The 18,782-nt window shown below is 67.7% G+C and carries 17 protein-coding genes; 8 read left to right on the top strand and 9 right to left on the bottom strand.

Annotated elements, in window-relative coordinates:
• The coding region (gene xylA / locus V7053_RS11485; RefSeq protein ID WP_334172406.1) for a xylose isomerase at positions 1-821 on the bottom strand (821 nt) is incomplete at its 3' end.
• A 108-nt stretch (positions 822-929) separates the two neighbouring features.
• On the opposite strand from xylA, the gene V7053_RS11480 reads away from it, so the two are divergent.
• On the top strand, positions 930-2,147 hold the full coding sequence (locus V7053_RS11480) for an ROK family transcriptional regulator (RefSeq protein ID WP_334172405.1): 1,218 nt from the start codon (positions 930-932) through the stop codon (positions 2,145-2,147).
• Positions 2,148-2,223: 76 nt separating this feature from the next.
• On the opposite strand, the gene V7053_RS11475 is transcribed toward V7053_RS11480, so the two are convergent.
• Positions 2,224-2,877, bottom strand: coding sequence for a TetR/AcrR family transcriptional regulator (locus tag V7053_RS11475; RefSeq protein ID WP_334172404.1), 654 nt, complete (start codon positions 2,875-2,877; stop codon positions 2,224-2,226).
• A gap of 192 nt (positions 2,878-3,069) precedes the next feature.
• Here V7053_RS11475 and V7053_RS11470 point away from each other — a divergent pair, with 192 nt between their 5' ends.
• Together V7053_RS11470 and V7053_RS11465 are read left to right on the top strand one after the other, a co-directional pair.
• Positions 3,070-4,134 carry a Gfo/Idh/MocA family protein gene (locus V7053_RS11470; protein WP_334172403.1) on the top strand — a complete coding sequence of 355 codons (1,065 nt, stop codon included), beginning with the start codon at positions 3,070-3,072 and terminating at the stop codon, positions 4,132-4,134.
• Complete coding sequence (locus tag V7053_RS11465; RefSeq protein ID WP_334172402.1) at positions 4,131-4,928, top strand: hypothetical protein; 798 nt, start codon at positions 4,131-4,133, stop codon at positions 4,926-4,928. Before V7053_RS11470 ends, V7053_RS11465 begins: the two co-directional genes overlap by 4 nt.
• 223 nt (positions 4,929-5,151) lie before the next feature.
• On the opposite strand, the gene V7053_RS11460 is transcribed toward V7053_RS11465, so the two are convergent.
• From V7053_RS11460 to V7053_RS11430, 7 genes are all read right to left on the bottom strand, one after another.
• On the bottom strand, positions 5,152-6,039 hold the full coding sequence (locus V7053_RS11460) for a carbohydrate ABC transporter permease (protein ID WP_334172401.1): 888 nt from the start codon (positions 6,037-6,039) through the stop codon (positions 5,152-5,154).
• Entirely contained in the window at positions 6,036-7,010 is a 975-nt protein-coding gene (locus tag V7053_RS11455) for a carbohydrate ABC transporter permease (protein WP_334172400.1), read from the bottom strand. The genes V7053_RS11460 and V7053_RS11455 overlap by 4 nt, the downstream gene beginning before the upstream one ends.
• 70 nt (positions 7,011-7,080) lie before the next feature.
• Positions 7,081-8,406 carry an ABC transporter substrate-binding protein gene (locus tag V7053_RS11450; RefSeq protein ID WP_334172399.1) on the bottom strand — a complete coding sequence of 442 codons (1,326 nt, stop codon included), beginning with the start codon at positions 8,404-8,406 and terminating at the stop codon, positions 7,081-7,083.
• A gap of 437 nt (positions 8,407-8,843) precedes the next feature.
• A complete protein-coding gene (locus V7053_RS11445; RefSeq protein ID WP_334172408.1) occupies positions 8,844-9,944 on the bottom strand; it encodes a Gfo/Idh/MocA family protein in 1,101 nt (366 codons plus the stop codon).
• Between the two features lie 14 nt (positions 9,945-9,958).
• On the bottom strand, positions 9,959-10,657 hold the full coding sequence (locus V7053_RS11440; protein WP_334172398.1) for a ThuA domain-containing protein: 699 nt from the start codon (positions 10,655-10,657) through the stop codon (positions 9,959-9,961).
• Between the two features lie 106 nt (positions 10,658-10,763).
• Entirely contained in the window at positions 10,764-11,768 is a 1,005-nt protein-coding gene (locus V7053_RS11435; RefSeq protein ID WP_334172397.1) for a sugar phosphate isomerase/epimerase family protein, read from the bottom strand.
• A 3-nt stretch (positions 11,769-11,771) separates the two neighbouring features.
• Positions 11,772-12,977 carry a Gfo/Idh/MocA family protein gene (locus V7053_RS11430; protein ID WP_334172396.1) on the bottom strand — a complete coding sequence of 402 codons (1,206 nt, stop codon included), beginning with the start codon at positions 12,975-12,977 and terminating at the stop codon, positions 11,772-11,774.
• A 282-nt stretch (positions 12,978-13,259) separates the two neighbouring features.
• On the opposite strand from V7053_RS11430, the gene V7053_RS11425 reads away from it, so the two are divergent.
• The 5 genes from V7053_RS11425 to V7053_RS11405 all read left to right on the top strand — a co-directional run.
• The gene (locus V7053_RS11425; protein WP_334172395.1) at positions 13,260-14,303 is read left to right on the top strand and encodes a LacI family DNA-binding transcriptional regulator; all 1,044 of its coding nucleotides are present in this window, start codon (positions 13,260-13,262) and stop codon (positions 14,301-14,303) included.
• 217 nt (positions 14,304-14,520) lie between these two features.
• Positions 14,521-16,041, top strand: a complete 1,521-nt coding sequence (locus tag V7053_RS11420; RefSeq protein WP_334172394.1) for an ABC transporter permease — start codon at positions 14,521-14,523, stop codon at positions 16,039-16,041.
• 104 nt (positions 16,042-16,145) lie between these two features.
• The gene (locus tag V7053_RS11415) at positions 16,146-16,814 is read left to right on the top strand and encodes an ABC transporter ATP-binding protein (protein ID WP_334172407.1); all 669 of its coding nucleotides are present in this window, start codon (positions 16,146-16,148) and stop codon (positions 16,812-16,814) included.
• A 138-nt stretch (positions 16,815-16,952) separates the two neighbouring features.
• Positions 16,953-17,675 carry an SDR family NAD(P)-dependent oxidoreductase gene (locus V7053_RS11410; protein WP_334172393.1) on the top strand — a complete coding sequence of 241 codons (723 nt, stop codon included), beginning with the start codon at positions 16,953-16,955 and terminating at the stop codon, positions 17,673-17,675.
• Positions 17,676-18,277: 602 nt separating this feature from the next.
• Positions 18,278-18,782 (top strand): hypothetical protein (locus V7053_RS11405; RefSeq protein ID WP_334172392.1); only part of this gene is annotated, 505 nt, incomplete at its 3' end.

Here is an 18,782-nt window from a genome sequence, read left to right as displayed (position 1 = left end):
AGGTCCACCGTGAAGAACGCGCTCGTGAGGTCGCCGTGGCCGAACACGAGGTCCTGGTCGTACTTGATGCTGCGCTGTCCGTTGAGGTCGATGTGGAAGAGCTTGCCAGCCCAGAGCGCCTGGGCGATGCCGTGCGTGAAGTTGAGGCCGGCCATCTGCTCGTGGCCAACCTCGGGGTTGAGGCCCACGATGTCGCCGTGCTCGAGCTGGGCGATGAACGCGAGGCCGTGGCCGACGCTGGGGAGGAGGATGTCGCCGCGCGGCTCGTTCGGCTTGGGCTCGAGAGCGATCCGAAGTCCGTAGCCCTTCTCCTTGATGTAGGCGGCGGCCGTGTCGACACCCTCGCGGTAGCGGTCGAGCGCCGCGTTGAGGTCCTTCGAGCCGTCGTACTCGGACCCCTCGCGACCGCCCCACATCACGAACGTCTCGGCGCCGAGCTCCGCCGCCAGGTCGATGTTGCGCAGGACCTTCGCGAGGGCGAAGCGGCGCACCGAGCGGTCGTTGGACGTGAAGCCGCCGTCCTTGAAGACCGGGTGGCTGAAGAGGTTGGTCGTGACCATCGGGACCTTGAGCCCCGTCTCCTCGAGGGCTGAGCGGAAGCGCTTGAGGATGAGGTCGCGCTCGTTCGCGCTCGCGCCGAACGGGACGAGGTCGTTGTCGTGGAACGTGATCCCGTAGGCGCCGAACTCGGCGAGCTTGTGGACGGCCTCGACCGGGTCGACGTCGGCGCGGGTCGGGACGCCGAACGGGTCGTTGCCGGTCCAGCCGACGGTCCAGAGGCCGAAGGTGAACTTGTCAGCGGGCGTGGGGGTCAGGGTCATGTCTCGCACCTCGTCGGGCTAGGTTTCCGAAGGGAAGAAGAATTAGTATGTGTTCTAAACTATATGGGCCGTGGTGAACTTGGTCAATGGTCTTCGGGAAGGACGGGCATGCGTGGGCATGACGGTGGCGCCACTCTGGCGCCGGGGCGCGTCGGCGATGTTCGACGCCGCAATCTCGCTCTCGTGCTCGGCAGCATCGGCCCGGAGGCGAGGGCAACCCGTGCGGACATCGCAACCGCAACCGGCCTGACCAAGGCTTCCGTCTCAAGCCTCGTCGCCGAGCTCCTCGAGACCGGGCTCGTCGAAGAGCTCGGAGTCACGCGTGCCGGCGAGCGCGGCCGTCCGGGCGTCGGCCTCGCGCTCGATGCGCGGCGAGGAGCCCTCGGGGCGGAGGTGAACGTCGACTACCTTGCAGTCGGCGTCGTGGACCTCCACGGCGCGCTTCGCTTCCACGAGGTCGCGGAGGCGGTGAATCGCGGCAGGGCGCCACACGAGGTCGTAGCCGAACTCTCGCTGATCGTCGAGCGCTGCGTCGCCGCGGCCGCCGAGGCGGGAATGACACTCCTCGGCGGCGGCCTCGCCGTGCCGGGCCTCGTCGATCCGGCGCGCGGCGTCGTCCTCAACGCCCCGAACCTCGGCTGGCGCAACGCGGACCTGGCCCCCTCGCTTGGCGAGCTCGTCCCCCAGGCGCCTTTCGGCGTCGTCCTCTCCAACGAGGCGGACAGCGCCGCCCTCGCCGAACTGTGGTACGGGCAAGGGATGTCGCTCGGCTCGTACCTCTACGTCTCGGGTGAAGTCGGCGTGGGCGGCGGCCTCGTCATGGGGTCGGAGCTGTTCTCGGGACCGGGCGGCCACGCGGGCGAGGTGGGGCACGTCGTCGTCGAACCGGCCGGCCGGCGATGCTCGTGCGGCGGGCGAGGGTGCCTCGAGACCGTCGCAGGCCAGGAGGCGATCCTCGCCGCCGCGGGCATCACCGACGGCGGAAGCACGACGGCGGCCCGCATGGCCGCTCTCCAGGCTTCGCTTGAGGCGGGGGACGCCCAGGCCATCACCGCCGCCGAACGCGCGGGGCACTACCTCGGCATCGCCGTCGTCTCCTCCGCCCGAGTGGTCGACGTCTCCGCGGTCGTGCTCGGTGGGCACTTCGCGGCGCTGGCGCCCTGGATTCGGCCAGCCCTGCTCAGCAGCCTCGACGGCTTCGCCCCCGGGGTCATCGCCGAGGAGGCCGTCGCCTTCTCGGAGCTGGGCACGACGGCGGCGCTCCGCGGCGCAGCGGGAGCCGCCATCCGGCGGGCCCTGGCGGCGCCCTACGAGCTGCTGGGCTAAACCCACGAGCAGCGTCGGCGCCCCTCTTCGGTCCGCCGGTGACTGCACTCCTTCGGCGAGCGCAGGCGGGTCGGCGTCAGGAACCCGCCGGCCGGACGAGAGAAAGTCGGGCGACCAGACGATCGACGAACGCCGCGAAGGAGCGTTCGAGGTCGAAGGCAGGGTTCAGCAAGAACTGGATCTCGAGCCCGTCCATCGTGGCGAGCAGACACTCGGCTTCGCCCGCGACCTCGTCCTCTGTCATGGGGCGGAACCGCCCGTCTTCAACGGCGTCCCGGAAGAGGCCGCGCAAGGTGGCAAGGGTGGCGCGATAGCGCTCCGTCATGAACTCGTGCGCTGGGTGCTCTCCGGACGTCGCCTCCGCCGCCATCGTCGTGTAGAGCTCGAGCAGGCCCCGATGCTCGGTGTGGTACTTCATGAGCTTCTTGAACGCGTCGAGGAGTTCGTAGCCGCGGTTGGGGGAGCCCATGACTTGGGAAGTGACCACGTCCCAATGCTCGAGGACGGCGATCAGCAGGCCCTCCTTGCTCCCGAACAGCTTGACGATCGCGGCCGGAGTCAGGCTCACACGCTCCGCAACCTGCTGCAGAGTGCCGCCCTTGAAGCCATGCTGCCCGAACACCTCCATTGCTACCGAGACGACCTCGCGGCGGCGCTCGATCCCCTTCTTATAGGGCCCCCGAGGGCTGCGTTTGTACGTCCCGGGAGGGCTGAACGAGGACGAGGTCATGCCATGGAGCCTACCCCTGAGATGGAGCCGTCTTGCGCGAAAGGTAAACTCCTACGTACCTTTTAGATGTTGTCCGGATCACACCACGGCAGCACTCGCCGCACCGCCCCACAGGTGACGAGAGCGAGAACGACCCGTGACACCGGGGATCAGGTGCGAGCCTTGCCAGCGAACGGAGAAACCGTGAATACCTTGAGAACATCTACCCTTGGCGTCGGCATCCTCGGCGCCGGCCCCGTAACCCAGGCCATCCACCTGCCGACCCTCTCGCGGCTGCGGGACGTGTTCCACGTCGCGAAGATCATGGACGTCGACCCGCAGATCGCGGAGTCGGTGGCCGGAAGGGTCGGCGCCGCGTGGACCACGAGCATGGACGATCTCCTCACGGATGAGTCTGTCCAGCTTGTGGTCGTGTGCAGCCCCCACCAGTTCCACGCCGAGCAGGTCATCGCGGCCTGCCGCGCAGGGAAGCAGGCGGTCCTCTGCGAGAAGCCCTTCGCGATGAGCCAGGCCGAGGCCGAGCAGATCGCGGCTGTTTCCCAAGAGACCGGCGTGCCGATCATCGTCGGGGCGATGCACACGTTCGACCCCGGATGGCTCGCGGCGAAGGAGCACTGGGGCGACCTGCTGGAAACGGCCCACACGATCCGCTACTCGATCGTCCTGCCGCCCAATCCCCGCTTCGAGGACTTCGCCACGGAGGTGATCACCCGTCCCGAGTCGCCCCAGCGGGATCGCCGCGACCCCGAGGTCGCCGCCGGGATGATCCGCGGCGGCATCATGGGGCTGGCGATCCATGACCTTCCCCTCGTACGTGCCTTCTGCCCGGACTTCACCGACCTCGAAGTCCTCTCATGTCACGTCCCGGATCCATCCGGGTACCTGATCAACCTGCGCATCGGCGACCGGAACGTACAGGTGTTCGGGATCAACACCCAGAGCTGGGAGCCCGAATGGACCTTCGAGGCCATCGGGGATGCGGCATCGCTCCGGATCGACTTCACGCCCTCGTACGTCCAGGCCGGCTCCGCCACTGCGACCATCAGCCGCGCGGGCGAATCCGAGGTGTACGGCCCCTACCTCTCCAACGGGTACGAGTCCGAGTGGCGCTACCTCGCCGATCTGGCGACCGGGAAGGCGGCGCCCGTCGACGTCACCGAACTCATCCATGACCTCACTTTCGCCCTCGAAATCGCCGACACGGCCTCCGCTGCCGTCCTGGCCACCACTGCTCCCACGAAAGAAGCATCCCTATGACTCAGCAGCTCACCGTCCTCTCCTCGCCCGAAGCTGACGCGAGCGGCGGCGTCCCCCAGGTCGTCGCCTCCCTGCCGGTCTCTCTCCACCCCGCGGACGGCGGGACTCCCGCGCTCGTCGCGATCGCCGGCACAAGAGGCTGGACCGAGAAGGCCCTGGAATCCCTGTCCTCCGGTGCCCGCGGCCTCATGGTCATCGGTCCTTCCATCGCTGACGTGACCGCACTCAGGGACCGGGCGCAGGCTTCGAGCGTGCCTGTCGTTCTCGATACCGAATGGGCGCACAACCCGGCCGTGGACGCCGCGGCGCCCCATTTCGCGGCCCACCATGATGAGAACAGCCTCCTGGAGGCGCGCGTCAACGCCGCGGCCGGAGCCGACCTGGATCAGGTGCTGCTGGCTCAGCTGGCGCTCATCCGCGCGGCCGTGGAACCGGTGGTGAGCCTCACCTATGCGAGGCGAAACCGCCACGGCTACGACGCCCTGGCGCAACTTGCCAGCGGTGCGCAGGCCAGTCTGACCGCGGTCCTTACGGACGCCCTCCCCACCTCCGCAGCGCTGCGCCTCATCAAGCCGCAGCATGCGGTCGCGCTCGCCCTGCCCGGACCGGCGACCGCTGCCCCGGGAAGGGTCACCGTTTCGGGGCCCGAGGGCGCGACCCTCCTGCCGACCGAGTGGGAGACGGCGCACCGGGCGGCTTGGCGGCGCCTGCACGCCCTCGCCCAAGCCGGGCAGGCCTCGGGCGACCTGGGCAACTTCGCGGCTGACGCCGCACTCGTCGCCGGCACGCAGTAGCCCGGCTCCCCTCGTCAGTCCAGCCCGACTCAGCAGCCCGACCAGGCCCAGGCCTGGTCGGGCTGTCCGGTTGAAAGCACACGACAGACGGTACGTTCCGCATCAACGCGCTGTACGTTCGCCATCAAGGGCGCTTGCAGAACAAAGGTCGAGGCCTTCGGGCGGATGGTTCATCACCACCTGCCCGAAGACCTCGACCTTTGCTCTGCGTGTTCCGCGGGGCTTAGCGTCCCGCGAGCGACCCGCCGATGCCGCCGACGCTGAAGTACTTGTTCAGCACGGAGAACAGGAGGATCGGCGGAAGCATCATGATCACTGCACACGCCGAGACCGGGCCCCAGTCGGTGGCGTTCTGCTGGAAGAACGTCTCCAGGCCGACCGGGAACGTGTAGTTGACGTCCGAGCGAAGGAACACCAGCGCCACCAGATAGTCGTTCCAGGCGAGCAGGAAGGCGAAGACTGCCGTCGAGAGAATGCCCGGGAGCGAGTTGCGCAGCACCACGCGGGTGAAGCCGCCGAACACTGAAGCCCCGTCGATCCAGGCCGCCTCCTCCAAGGCGATCGGGATGGAGTCGTAGTAGGCAGCCATCATCCAGATTGCGACCGACATCGTGGAACCGACGTAGATGATCATGACGCCGGTCAGGTTGTCGACCAGGCCGAGCTGGGCAAACAGGATGAAGAGCGGGATGACGGCCGTGACCACCGGCAGGGACTGCACGATGAAGAGCACGAGCGAGAATCCGGACACGAGTTTGTTGCGGCCCCGCGAGAGCACATACCCCGCGGGCGCAGCGACCACCACCGAGACGATCACCGTCACGACGGTGACGAGGAGGCTGTTGTCCAGCCAGGTCAGCACGCCGGTCTGGGTGAACACATTCGTGAAGTTCTCGAACGTGAACGCCGAGGTGGTCGTGCTGCCGAGCGAGGGCTGCAGTGAGAGGAAGAAGATCGCGACAATCGGCACGAGGACGACGGCGGTGATGACCAGGATGAGCAGGAAGCGCCACCAGCGCCCGCGCATACCGGCCTCTTCCAGCCGGCGCCGCCGGGCATTTGGCCCGCGTGGGGTCGACTGAGCCGACGCGCGTACGGTTTCGATGGTCATTCGACGCTCGCCTTTCGAATCTGGCGGTAAAGAAGGACAGAGACCACGATCAGGACGATGGTGGTCATGAAGGCGATCGCAACGCCAGGACCGACCTGGAAGTTCTCGAAGACCGTGCGGTAGGCAAGGACGACAAGCGACGTCGTGGAGCCCACGGGGCCGCCGCCTGTCAGCAGGAAGATCGTCGGGAAGTCGTTGACGCAGAAGATCGTCATCAGAATCCAGCTGATGTACGTCGAGCGCGAGATCAGCGGAAGCGTGATCTGGGTGAAGGCCTGCCAGCTGCCAGCGCCGTCAACCTTCGCGGCCTCGTAGACATTGTTGTCCACGGAGGCGAGCGCCGAACTCATCATCATCATCATGAAGGGGAAGCTGATCCAGACCTTGAAGACGCAGACCGTGACCTTGGCGAGGGTTGGATTTGCGAGGAAGAGCACGTTCCCGAGTCCGAGAGCCTGAGCCAGCATCGGGAACGGACTCTGAGGGGTGGCCACGAGCCAGTTCCATGAGAATGCCGACACCACGACGGGCACAATCCAAGGCAGGAGCAGGAGGACCTTGAACACCCCGCCGGCCGGTATGCGGGTTCGGAGAAGCAGTGCCAGCACGAGCCCAATCACCCAACTGCCGAAGACGCCGACCAAGGTGAAGATGAGCGTGAAGAGCGCCGCCTGCCAGAAGGCGGGACTCAGATTGCCCGAAACGAGGGTATTGACATAGTTGGCGAACCCGACAAAGTCGCCGCCCTGGATCAGGGTGCCATTTCGCAGGGACTGGTATGCGGCGTAGATCACCGGATAGAGGTTGATCAGCAGCAGGAGAATGAGCGCCGGGGCCGTGAAGATGATGTAGGTCCAGCCTTTGGCGCGAAGACGCCTATTCTTTCTTGGCCCGGCCGAGCGGCCGCTGCCGGCGATACCGACGCCGCGCTTTGCGCGGCCCATTTGGTCGGCGATGGAGCTTGTCGACATTACTTCTCTCTCTCTGGCGACGATAGGCCGAGTGGGTCCCCCGGAAAGGCCCGGGGGACCCACCCATTCCTTAGGACTTCATGTTCGCCTTGATGGCGTTCTGAAGAGTCGTCAGCGCCGACTTGGCGTCGGTCTTGCCGCCGAGGATCGACTGGGTGAAGGTGTCCATGGCCGGGGTGCCGTCAACGGTCGTGACTCCGAGGAACAGCGCGGTGCCGCCCGGGGCAGCCCAGGTCTTCGAGATGGGCTGCCACTCGTTGATGACCTTGACGTTGTTGGCGTTCGACTGGAACTCCTTCGTCTGGGTGATCGACTTGAGCGGCGGGAGCCCGATACCAGTGGCCTGAGTCCAGAGCGGGCTCATGTTCTGGTAGTAGTAGGTGAGGAACGCCTCGGAGCCCTGCTGGCTCGGGGTGTTCTTGTACATCATGATGTTGTTCGGGAAGTACAGAGCACCCTTCTTCCCGTTCGGGCTGGTGAGCGGGCTCGCCACGACGAGATCGTTGAGCGCGTCCCCTCCCACGTTCTGCGCGAGACCGGCAGTGTCGAAGCCCATGCCGAACTTCTTCGCCTTCCACTGCGACTGGGCATTCGCGCTCGTGTAGGTCGGGCTCGCCGGGTCGACGTAGCCCTTGCTCACGCACTCGAGCACGAAGTTCATCGCGTCGATGTTCTCCTGCGTGACGCAGTTGGGCTGCTGGTTCGAATCAAACAGGCCGCCGCCGTTGTTGATCATCCAGCTCACCAGGATGTGGCCGCCGGTGAAGCTGCCAGCACCCGCACTCGTACCGTAGCCGTAGACACCGATCTTCTTCAGCGCGGCACACGTGTCGAGGAACGACTGCCAGTCGGTGGGAACGTTGGCCCCTGCCTGGGCGAGGAGCGACTTGCTGTACCACAGCACGCGCATGTCCAGGTTGTACGGAACGGCCGCGTAGCCCTTGGGGACCTTCATGGCGTCGAGCAGGCCGGGCAGGAAGTCGTTGTACAGCCCGTTGTTCTTCCAGCTGTTCAGCAGATTGTCCGCGTAGGCGATAGCGCCCTGCGACTCGAACTGGAACGCCTGGGTTCCACCGCCAGAGCTCACGGCCGGCCCGGTGTTGGAAGCCACCGCGGAGGAGAACGTCTGGGTGAAGTTCGCCCACTGGATCTCCTGGTAGGTCGCCGACGGCAGGCCGTTGGCGGGCTTGTAGGCCTCCGTGATCTTCTTGTCGAGCGGGTTGAAGGCAGTGTTGCCCCACGGCATATTCCAGAACTTGATCTGCTTGCTGCTGCCGCCGCCTCCGCTGGACCCCCCGTTGCAGGCAGCCAAGAGCGGGATTGATGCTGCGGCGCCGGCTAGGCCAAGAAAGCCACGACGGCTGAAGTTCGTGCGGGTCGACGAATTGCCATTCATTGATGACTCCTTCCGATGGAATCAGCGGCCGAAGCCGCGGACCCCGTACTCCTCATTGAGATTAGAAAGCGCTCCGATGCGCCACATTTAAAAGAGCCGAGCGCAAAGGCTATTTCCTTGCAGGTTGACTTTCTTTGCAACGCAGAAATTGTAGTGTTATGCCGATCAAATCCAACCAAGGCGACGTCAGCCCATTCGCACTGAGTCCCACATATGTTGCAGATTTTCTAGGATCTCGTGGGCTTTTCACCTTTCAGCCGAGTGCGGATGCTGACGACCTGGACTGGGTACGCCATCGATACAGGTGTCCTCTCGGTCGATGAGGAGGGAGGCGGTCGTCGAGTGAGCTGCTTCACAGGTGAGCCTAGAAGGACTTTTGACGATGCGCAAGCAAAAGATGGAAAGTGAACGTGCCGAAGTTGCGCAGACACTGCGATTCACCCCCTGCGATCCGTCAGCGGGACGGCGCTCGGCCGCTCGGCCCGGCTCGTCACCGCGACGGCCTTGCCACTGTGGGCCGAGTCGAGCAGTGACTCCATGACGTCGAGCACGTGGAACGCCAGGGTCCCTCCCGCGCGCGGCTCCTCTCCCGGCGGCGTCGACGCGAGGTCTGCGATCCCGTAACCCCGCCCCGAACCGACATACCCTGCCGAGACGGGCAGCGTCTCCCACTCGGCGCCCCCGAGCCTGAACACGCGGGTGTCGCCGTCGAAGTGGTTCGGATCGGGCACGGCGAGGGTCCCCATCGAACCGTGGACCTCGATGTTGGACGAGTGCGTTGCGACGGCGTCGAAGCTCATCACGAGGGTCGAGAGCACCCCCGACTCGTGCACCAGCACACCTGTGACGTGCGTGTCGATCTCCACGGGAATCTTCTCCCCCGCCCGTGGACCCGAGCCGATCACGCGCTCCGAGCGAGTGTGGCTAGCTGCCCCGGTCACCGAGACGACCGGGCCCAGAAGCGTCACAAGCGCCGACACATAGTAGGGGCCCATGTCCAGCAGCGGGCCGCCGCCGGGCTGGTAGTAGAAGTCCGGGTTCGGGTGCCAGCGCTCGTGGCCTGGGGTGACCATCGTCGCGGTCGCCGCCACCGGATCGCCGATCAGGCCGTCGTCGATCGCCTTCCGCGCCGTCTGGATGCCGGTTCCGAGCACCGTGTCCGGCGCGCAGCCGACGACGACCCCCGCCTCGCGCGCCTCGTCCAGCACCCGGCGGGCCTCCACCGTGGTCGCCGCGAGGGGCTTCTCCCCATACACGGACTTCCCGGCCGCGATCGCCTTGAGCGCGACCTCCGCATGTGCCGCAGGGATGGTCAGGTTCAGGACGAGGTCGACGTCGGGCGAGGCCAGCAGCTCTTCGACGCCCACGGCGCGGACACCGCCGTCGTGCTCACCGCCGTCGTTCCACTCAGCAGCGACGGCGCGCGCCCGCTCCATGTCGATGTCGGCGACAGCAACGAGCCGCACGCCCTCAAGCTGACGGAAGCTCGCCAGATACTGGCCCACGATCTTCCCGCAGCCGATGATGCCGACCCTCATCGGCCTCTCGGTGTTCACCGGCTCGCCCACAGCAGGCCCCTTTCGATGATGGTGCGGACGTTGGGGTCCCGTAGGACTTCTACCCTGTGCCCCGGCGTGCAGACGAAGATCCGCCCGGCGCCCCACTCCCTGGTCCAGATGGCGGGCGAGGTGACCTCGCGGTGCCACGGGTCCCACTCGCGGACTTTCTGGGTCGTGGTGGCCAGGACGTCGATATAGTCATCCGCCAGGACCCAGTACTGCTCGGTGACGAGGTCGAAGTCCCCGATGCCCTCGGTGATCGGGTGCGAAGCGGCGGCCGGGAGCATGTTCACGGTGTACGGGACGTAGTTGTCCGACTGCTCGCCGATCCGCTCGTCCGGATGCTTGCCCGGGTGGCACGCGAACTGGCCGCCGATCAGGTGCAGGTAGTCCGAGGTGTTCCGGTACGAGTCGGCGATTCCGCCGTGCCAGCCGGCCAGGCCGGTGCCGTTCTCGACGGCGGCCCGGAGCCCCTCGAACTCGTCCTTCTCGATCGTGGACATCGTCATGCACTGCATCACGAGGTCCACCCCCGCCATGTACTCGGCGTCAGCGTAGACCTTGGGCGATTCCTCCACCCGCACCTCATACCCGTGAGCTTCGAGGTGCGGGATGAACAGGTCGGTGGCCTCGACGGGCTGATGCCCGTCCCAGCCCCCGCGCACCACGAGCGCGTTCTTGGTCCTTGTCACAGATGTCCTTTGCTTGTTCTCAAATACGGCGCCGAACGCTCGGCCAGCCAGGTTGCGCCGTCACCTTCGCAGGGTGTGCACCCTGCCGACGTGACGGCGCAACGTGTCAGCGGCTGCTGAAGGCGGCGTCGAATGCTGCGGCGGGCGGGGCGATCTGGGCGAGCTGCTTCACGAGGGCGAGCGCCTGCGGTGCCCCGATGAGGCGGTCCATGCCCGCGTCCTCCCACTCGATGCTCGTGGGCCCCTCGTAGCCGATCGCGTTCAGCGTGCGGAAGATCGGCTCCCACTGGACGTGGCCGTGCCCGGCGGTGACGAAGTCCCAGCCGCGCCGGGGGTCCGCCCACGCCAGGTGCGAGCCGAGGCGCCCGTTGCGACCGTTGAGCTGGCGGATGGATTCCTTCACGTGGACGTGGAAGATCTTCTCCGCGAAGTCCTGCAGGAACATGACCGGGTCGAGGTCCTGCCAGATGAAGTGCGAGGGGTCGAAGTTGAGCCCGAACGACTCGCGGTGCCCGATCGCCTCGAGGGTGCGCTTGGCGGTCCAGTAGTCGTACGCGATCTCGGACGGGTGCACCTCCAGGGCGAACCGGACGCCGACCTCGTCGAAGACGTCCATGATCGGGTTCCACCGGTCGGCGAAGTCCTGGTACCCGGCGTCGATCATCCCGTCCGGGACCGGCGGGAACATCGCCACCGCCTTCCAGATCGAGGAGCCCGTGAACCCGGTGACGGTCTTGACCCCGAGCTTCGCCGCAGCCCGCGCCGTGGCCTTCATGACCTCGGCCGCGCGCCCCCGCACGCCCTCGGGGTCGCCGTCGCCCCACACCTGGTCCGAGAGGATCCCCTGGTGCCGGGCGTCGATCGGGTCGTCGCACACGGCCTGGCCGGTGAGGTGGTTCGCGATCGCGAAGACCTCGAGCCCGTTGCGCTTGAGGATGTCCAGCCGGTCCTGGACGTACGCGTCGTCCTCCGCCGCGCGGACCGGGTCGAGGTGGTCGCCCCAGCAGGCGATCTCGAGCCCGTCGAAGCCCCACTCCCCGGCCAGCCGCGCGACCTCCTCGAACGGCAGGTCGGCCCATTGCCCGGTGAACAGCGTGATCGGTCGTGTCATTGCTCAGGCTCCCTCTTCTACTTTGGTCCAGCGTGATTCGTCCGCGGCGCTCGTTTCGACGGCTTCCAGCACGCGCTGGACCTGGAGCGCGTCCGCGAACGACGGCGCGGGCTGCTTCCCGGCCGCGATCGCCTCCACGAGGTCCACCACCTGGTGGATGAAGGCGTGCTCATAGCCCAGGCCGTGGCCGACCGGCCACCAGTGCCCCGTGTACGGGTGCGAGGGCTCGGTGACCTGGATCCGCCGGAACCCGGCGTTCGGCTCCTCGGCCGCGTCGTAGAACCACAGCGAGTTCATGTCCTCGAAGTCGAACGCGAGGGAGGCCTTCGAGCCGTTGAGCTCGAGCCGCATCGCGTTCTTCCGGCCCAAGGCGAACCTCGTTGCCTCGAACACCCCGATCGCACCCGAGCCCGCTCCCGCCGCGCCGCCGTCGAACCGGGCCGAGAAGATCGCCGCGTCGTCGACCGTCACCGGCCCCTTCGGCCCGCCCGTGCGGCCCGCCCCGCCGAGGCCCACGAAGTCCCCGCCCATGGGCCGCTCCTTCACGAACGTCTCCAGCAGTGCCGAGACCCCGCTGATGCCCTGCCCCGTGACCCACTGGGCGGCGTCGATGATGTGGGCGCCGATGTCCCCCAGCGAGCCGGAACCGGACTTGGACTTGTCCAGCCGCCACGTCAACGGGGCGTTCTCGTCCGTGAGCCAGTCCTGGAGGTACTGCGCGCGCACGTGCCTGATCGTCCCCAGCGCGCCCGAGTCCACGAGCCGCTTCGCCAAGGACAGGGCCGGCGTCCTGCGGTACGAGAACCCGCACATCGACATGACCCCGCGCGCCGCCGCCTCCTCCGCGGCGTCCGTCATCCGCTCGGCCTCGGCCACCGAATTCGCCAGCGGCTTCTCGCACAGCACGTGCTTGCCCGCCTCGAGCGCCGCGATCGCGATCTCCGCGTGGGTGTCCCCCGGGGTGCAGATGTCGATCAGGTCGATGTCGTCGCGCTCGACGAGCCGGCGCCAGTCCGTCTCCGCCGACTCCCAGCCCAGCTTCTCAGCCGCGGCCGCGACCCGCTCCGGGTCCCGCCCCGCCACAGCGGCGAGCTCCGGGGCCAACGGCAGGTCGAAGAACCTCGGCGCGGTCCGCCACGCGTGCGAATGGGCGGCTCCCATGAAGGCGTACCCGACCATGCCCACACGCAGCGGCCTCCGGTCTGTCATGTTCTGCTCCCTTCCCACGAGACTCGTCCGACGTCTCGTCCACGCGGTGCCCCCCGCCGCTTTCGGCGGTCGTTCTTTGCTTGCAGTTGCCGGCGAGGTATCGAAATGTTTCGTCGTCTTGTCGGCAGCAAAGTCACCGTAGGGCGTGATTCGCGTCACGGTCAAGGGGTTGGGAAGAAAAAGTTCAGGACCTGAACCAAAGGTCTCTGGGTGCATTGACGGATCCCCTGACGTCTCGCAGACTATCCCTCAGCGAAATTCTTTCGAAAGCTCAGGACACCCATGACGCTCACGGGCAGAAAGCCCACCCTCGCCGCCATCGCGCGCCTGACCGGCGTCTCGACTCCCACCGTCTCGAAGGTCGTCAACGGACGCGAGGACGTCGCGGCGGAGACCCGCGCCAAGGTTCTCGCCGCCCTCGAGGAAGCCGGCTATCAGTCGCCCGGCCAGCGGAGGACGACGGCGCGCACCGGCGTTGTCGAGGCGGCGTTCGACTCGATCAATTCGAACTACGCCTCGTCAGTCCTCGACGGCATCCTCGCGCAGGCCGCCTCGGCCGGGGTCGAGGTGGTGCTGAGCGTCACGGCCAACGTGTCCTCGCGCAGCCTTGACCTCGAGCGCCGGGCCCAGCGCACAGTCGACGAAGACCGATCCGGGATCATCGTCGTCACGTCGGCGCTCACCGCGTCCCACCTCGCAGCCTTCCAGCGGCGACGTGTCCCCGTCGTCGTCATCGACCCGCTCAACCCGCCGCCGTCCGACGTCGTGAGCGTCGGCGCAACCAACTGGGCTGGAGGCAAGGCTGCGGCCGAACACCTGCTCGACCTCGGGCACCGACGGATCGCATATCTCGGCGGGCCAGACTCCGCCGAGTGCAATCAGGCCAGGCTCCACGGCTACCTGTCCGCCCTCATGTCACGGGGCGTCGAGGTGGACCCGGAGCTGATCCGGAACGGGAGGTTCCGCGTGGAGCACGGCGTCGAGGGCCTGACCGCGCTCCTCGCCCTCGACGAGCGGCCCACGGCGATCTTCGCCGGCAGCGATTCAATCGCCGTCGGCGTCCTCCGCGAAGCACGGCGGCGCGGCATCCATGTACCCGAAGAGCTGAGCCTCGTCGGGTTCGACGGCACGGCCCTCGCCGAGGATTCGGTCCCGGCCCTCACCTCGGTCGCGCAGCCCCTCCACGACATGGGCCGGACCGCCTTGCGGACCCTGCTGCGGCAGGCCCGGGGCGAGGAGCTCGATTCGCACCGGGTCGAACTCGCAACGCAGCTCGTGGTCCGTGAGTCGACTGCCCCCGTCCCGACCCTCGCCACCACCCCCTGAACCCACTCGGGTACACCAACTCACCCCCTGAACCCACTCGGGTACACCAACTCACCCCCAGGACCCACTCGGGTACACCAACTAGTGAGAGTTGGTGTACCCGAAACCAAGCGGGAGGGGGGACACAGCCTGAGCACAGCATCCTTCGGCCCCCGCCATAGGCTCGCTTCCTACGGTCTCCTTAGGCGCGGCGAGGGTCCGCGCAACGGAGGAACCCATGTTTGCTCGGTACCTGCGGCGCGAGCTGTCAGGCAGACGGAAACAAACCGTCATCATCGCCATCGCCTTGGCATTGGCCATCGCCCTTGTCATCGTCGTCAACGCCCTCTCGGCCGGCGTCCGCGACGCACAGAAGGCCGCCCTTGCAAGCGTGTACGGCGTCGGGACCGACATCACCGTCACCCAGGCCCCGGCGGCGCCCACCGCGGGTGGCACCCAGGGGCCGCGCTTCCAGTTCAATGGGGGCGGCGACAACAGCCAGAGCTCCTCGACGTCGGTCAACCAGTCCCGGCTGATCGCGGGCCGCGGTTCTGCCACCTTCGCCTCGACGTCGCTCGCTACCGTGCAGAAGACTTCCGGCGTGCAGGCCGCGTCGGCGGCTCTCTCGCTCACGAACATCACGCTGAACGGCCAGGTCGCGCAGCAGAACAGCACGGGCACGGCACCGACGGCGCCATCCCAGACGGGCCAGTCGCAAACAGGCCAGTCACAGAGCGGCGCAGGCCGTCGCTTCGGCGGCAACTTCGGCGTCGACTCGTTCAGCGTGCTCGGCGTCGACGGCAACGCCGGCAAGGTCGGGCCGCTCGCCTCGGCCACCGTCTCCAAGGGCCGCGCGCTCGGGAGCCAGGACGTCGGCCAGCACAACGCCGTCATCGACTCCGCGTACGCGACCACCGCGAACCTCTCGCTCGGCGGGACGATCAATGTAGGTGGCCAGACCTTCACGATCGTCGGCATCGTCTCGGCCACCGGCTCCGACTCGCAGACCGCAGCGGACGTCTACATCCCGCTCGACGTCGCACAGACCCTCTCGACCGAGACCGGCAAGGTCAGCACGGTGTACGTCCAAGCCTCGACCTCGGACCAGGTCGCGACGCTCAAGACTGACCTCCAGAAGGCACTCCCGTCGCAGACGATCAACACGCAGGCCGACCTCGCCTCGAACGTCTCCGGCTCGCTCTCGACGGCCTCCAGCCTCATCTCGGGCCTCGGCACGTGGCTCTCGGTCGCCGTCCTCGCCGCGGCCTTCCTGCTCGCGGCGCTCCTGACGCTCTCCGGCGTCTCCCGGCGCACCCGCGAGTTCGGCACGCTCAAGGCGATCGGCTGGCGCAACGGCCGCATCGTGCGGCAGGTCGCCGGCGAATCCCTCGTCCAGTCGCTCATCGGCGGCGTGGCGGGAATCGCGGTGGTCCTGATCGCCGTCGTCGTCATCAACATGGTGGCCCCGACAGTCACGGCGGGAGCCGGCGGCGCCCGTGGCTTCGGCGCGGCCGCCCGCGCGGCCGGCAACGCAGCAGGCCAAAACGGGGCAGGCGGCGGCTTCGGCGGCGGAGGGGGCGGCGGCTTCGCCGGCCTGGGCGGCTCGGCGACCCACGTTGCGCTGGGCGCCCCGGTGACGCCCGCCGTCGTCCTCATCGCCGTGGGCATCGCGATTCTCGGCGGCTTGATCGCGGGCATCGTCGGCGGCTGGCGCGCGGCTCGCCTCCAGCCCGCCGAGGCGTTGAGGAGCTTGGCCTGATGAGCATCGACAACAGAGCAGCGGAGGAACCCGTGCAGGAACAGACCAGCATTCAGAACCCGGCGGTCGCGCCGGCTCCGGAGGGCCAATCGGCTACGGTCCCGATGTTCCAGCTCGACGACGTCGGCAAGACATACAAGCAGCACAAGCGTGAGGTCTGCGCGCTCGACGGCGTGTCGCTTTCGATCGCAGCCGGCCAGCTCGTCGCGATCCAAGGCCCGACGGGCGGCGGGAAGTCGACGCTCCTGCAGATGCTCGGCGCGCTCGACCGCCCGACGAAAGGCACCGTGCGCCTCGCGGGGCGCGAAATCTCGCGCCTCCACGACCGCGAACTCGCGGACATCCGCGCGACCGAGGTGGGGTTCGTCTTCCAGTCGTTCAACCTGATCCCGACCCTCACGGCTCAGGAGAACGTCGAGATGGGCCTCGAGCCTCTCCACCTCAAGCCGGCGGAGCGCGCGGAACGGGCCGCCCAAGCCCTCGCCTCGGTCGGCCTGGGTGACCGCGCGGGCCACCGGCCGGGCGAACTGTCAGGCGGCCAGCAGCAGCGCGTCGCGATCGCGCGGGCGCTTGCCAAGCAGCCGAAGGTCCTCCTCGCCGACGAGCCTACTGGCAACCTCGACGAGGGTACCCGCGATGAGATCATGGACCTCTTCGAAGGGCTGTGGCGGCAGGGCCTGACGATCGTGCTGGTCACCCACGATTCTGCGGTCGCGCGCCGCGCGGAGCGTCGCCTGCGGATCGCCGGCGGCCGGCTCACCGAGAAGCGCTAGCACCACGGACGACGGCGGGCGGCGGCTTCCCCTCGGGGAGGCCGCCGCCCGTCGTCGTGCGAAAGTCGTTTCCTTGAGAATGGGTGCTATCGCCGGCCGGAGAGCCGCAGAGCCGGAGAGCCGGGGAGAGGATCGAACATGGACCTGAACGGGGCAGTGATGATCGTCACCGGCGCCTCCTCCGGCATCGGGGCGGCGACGGCACGCGCGGCAGCGGAGGCGGGCGCCCGAGTGGTACTTGCCGCGCGGCGCTACGAGCGGATCAGCGCCCTCGCGGAGCAGCTCCCCGACGCGATCGCAGTTCGCTGCGACGTGACCGAGGAGGGCCAGGTCAGGAACCTCGTTGAAACGGCCCTCGAGCGGTACGGGCGCGTGGACATTCTCATCAACAACGCGGGCCAGGGCCTCCATGAGCCCCTCGAGGACGTGGACCCAGACGACTTCCGGGCGATCCTCGAACTCAACGTCGTGGCGCCGCTCGTCGTGATGCAGGCGGTGCTCCCGGCCATGCGATCGCAAGGCTCGGGCAGCATCGTCAACGTCAGTTCGGGCACGGCCCTGCGGCCCCTGCCGGGAGCGGGCGCGTACGCCGCGTCGAAGGCGGCCCTGAGCACGCTCTCCACCGTCGCTCGGGCTGAGTTCGCCGACGCCGGCATCGTGGTCTCGACCGTCTACCCGTTCATCACGGCGACCGAGTTCCACCACGTTCTCCGCGCCGGGGCCGGACCGACGAGGCGCGCAGGGGCCCCCGAACCGCAGAAGGCAGAGGAGGTTGCCGAGGTGATCCTCGGCCTCGTGCGCTCTGGAGCCGAGCGGGCCGACCTCGTCCCCACCCGTTTCGGCGGCCCCCATCCCGGGTGAGCCCGGAGAACGACGACGGCGGGAAGCGGCCCTTCCACGAGGGTCGCGCCGAGCGTCGGGTCGCCGAGCGCAAGCCCCGCGTCGGCACCGCTGTTGACCCTCAGGGCCAACCCTGCCGTGTCGCCGCGCTTCTCCCACGCGCGCCAGACGTCGGAGCTCGGTTGCCGAGCCGCTCGCCCGCGTTGCCGTGAGCGCCTGACTGCTTCCCTCCCGACGTCCGCGACGGACCACATTTCTCCGACGCCTCTCGTACGCCCAGCCGCGGGAAAAGTCCATACCCGTCGCGCAGAAACCCGGTGATTTAGGGCGCCGTACGCGGGTAATGAGGGTCCATGTACGCGAGGCCCGTCAGGAGCCTTGTCTCGCTTTTGCACCCTAGCGGGCAGCGAGGCCCTGTGGGATCGTGAGGTCACGCCGGAAACGCGATGTGCTTTCCAGCGCACGCTCCGCTTCGGAGCCCGACTCCAGGTGAGCCGCAGCTCTGGGACGGAGCAAATACATATCTAAATGCAGCCTTAACACGGACGGAGGCTCCCGTGGACGGTAGGGCGAAAATGGCGGCCGTATTGCTCGGCGGCTACCTGCTCGGCAGGACCAGAAAAATGAAACTGGCCATCACGGTGGCCGGGGCCCTCGGAGGCCGGCAACTCATGACCCACCGGGGAGACATCATCGGAAGGGCCACGAAGGTTCTCGATTCGTCCCCGGAGGCCAAGCGCCTCGTGGATCAGGTCACGGGAACTCTTGCACAAGCGGCCCGAGGGGCGGCGATCACCGCGGCGGCAAAGGGCGTCGGCTCCCTCAGCCAGAACCTGCAGAACCGGGCAGAAAGGCTCAAGGCCCCGAAGGAGGCCGCCGGCAAGGCGGCTGGAACCGCGACCGAAACCGCTGGCAAGGCGACCGACACGGCTGGCCAGACGGTTGGCTCTGCGACAGGCCTCGCGGCTGCTGCTCTGCGCAAGCGGCCCAAGGGGCGAAAGCCCGAAGAGGAGGAGCCCGAGGAGGAAGCCCCGGAGCAGGAAGCCCCGGAAGGAGAGGCCGAAGGCGAGGAGCCCGAGGACGAGTACGCCGAGGACGAATACGACGAGGGCGACGAGGGCGACGAGG

Origin of the sequence: Sinomonas sp., from assembly GCF_036848755.1 — a bacterium.
Lineage (GTDB): Bacteria > Actinomycetota > Actinomycetes > Actinomycetales > Micrococcaceae > Sinomonas.
The sequence above is the reverse complement of the archived record's forward strand: the minus strand, read 5'-3'. Positions and strand labels throughout refer to the sequence as shown.

Coding starts and splice junctions, on each gene's coding strand:
- V7053_RS11480 (WP_334172405.1), top strand. CDS start 930: ATGCGTGGGCATGACGGTGGCGCCACTCTGGCGCCGGGGCGCGTCGGC.
- V7053_RS11475 (WP_334172404.1), bottom strand. CDS start 2,877: ATGACCTCGTCCTCGTTCAGCCCTCCCGGGACGTACAAACGCAGCCCT.
- V7053_RS11465 (WP_334172402.1), top strand. CDS start 4,131: ATGACTCAGCAGCTCACCGTCCTCTCCTCGCCCGAAGCTGACGCGAGC.
- V7053_RS11460 (WP_334172401.1), bottom strand. CDS start 6,039: ATGACCATCGAAACCGTACGCGCGTCGGCTCAGTCGACCCCACGCGGG.
- V7053_RS11455 (WP_334172400.1), bottom strand. CDS start 7,010: ATGTCGACAAGCTCCATCGCCGACCAAATGGGCCGCGCAAAGCGCGGC.
- V7053_RS11450 (WP_334172399.1), bottom strand. CDS start 8,406: ATGAATGGCAATTCGTCGACCCGCACGAACTTCAGCCGTCGTGGCTTT.
- V7053_RS11445 (WP_334172408.1), bottom strand. CDS start 9,944: ATGAGGGTCGGCATCATCGGCTGCGGGAAGATCGTGGGCCAGTATCTG.
- V7053_RS11435 (WP_334172397.1), bottom strand. CDS start 11,768: ATGACACGACCGATCACGCTGTTCACCGGGCAATGGGCCGACCTGCCG.
- V7053_RS11430 (WP_334172396.1), bottom strand. CDS start 12,977: ATGACAGACCGGAGGCCGCTGCGTGTGGGCATGGTCGGGTACGCCTTC.
- V7053_RS11425 (WP_334172395.1), top strand. CDS start 13,260: ATGACGCTCACGGGCAGAAAGCCCACCCTCGCCGCCATCGCGCGCCTG.
- V7053_RS11420 (WP_334172394.1), top strand. CDS start 14,521: ATGTTTGCTCGGTACCTGCGGCGCGAGCTGTCAGGCAGACGGAAACAA.
- V7053_RS11415 (WP_334172407.1), top strand. CDS start 16,146: ATGTTCCAGCTCGACGACGTCGGCAAGACATACAAGCAGCACAAGCGT.
- V7053_RS11410 (WP_334172393.1), top strand. CDS start 16,953: ATGGACCTGAACGGGGCAGTGATGATCGTCACCGGCGCCTCCTCCGGC.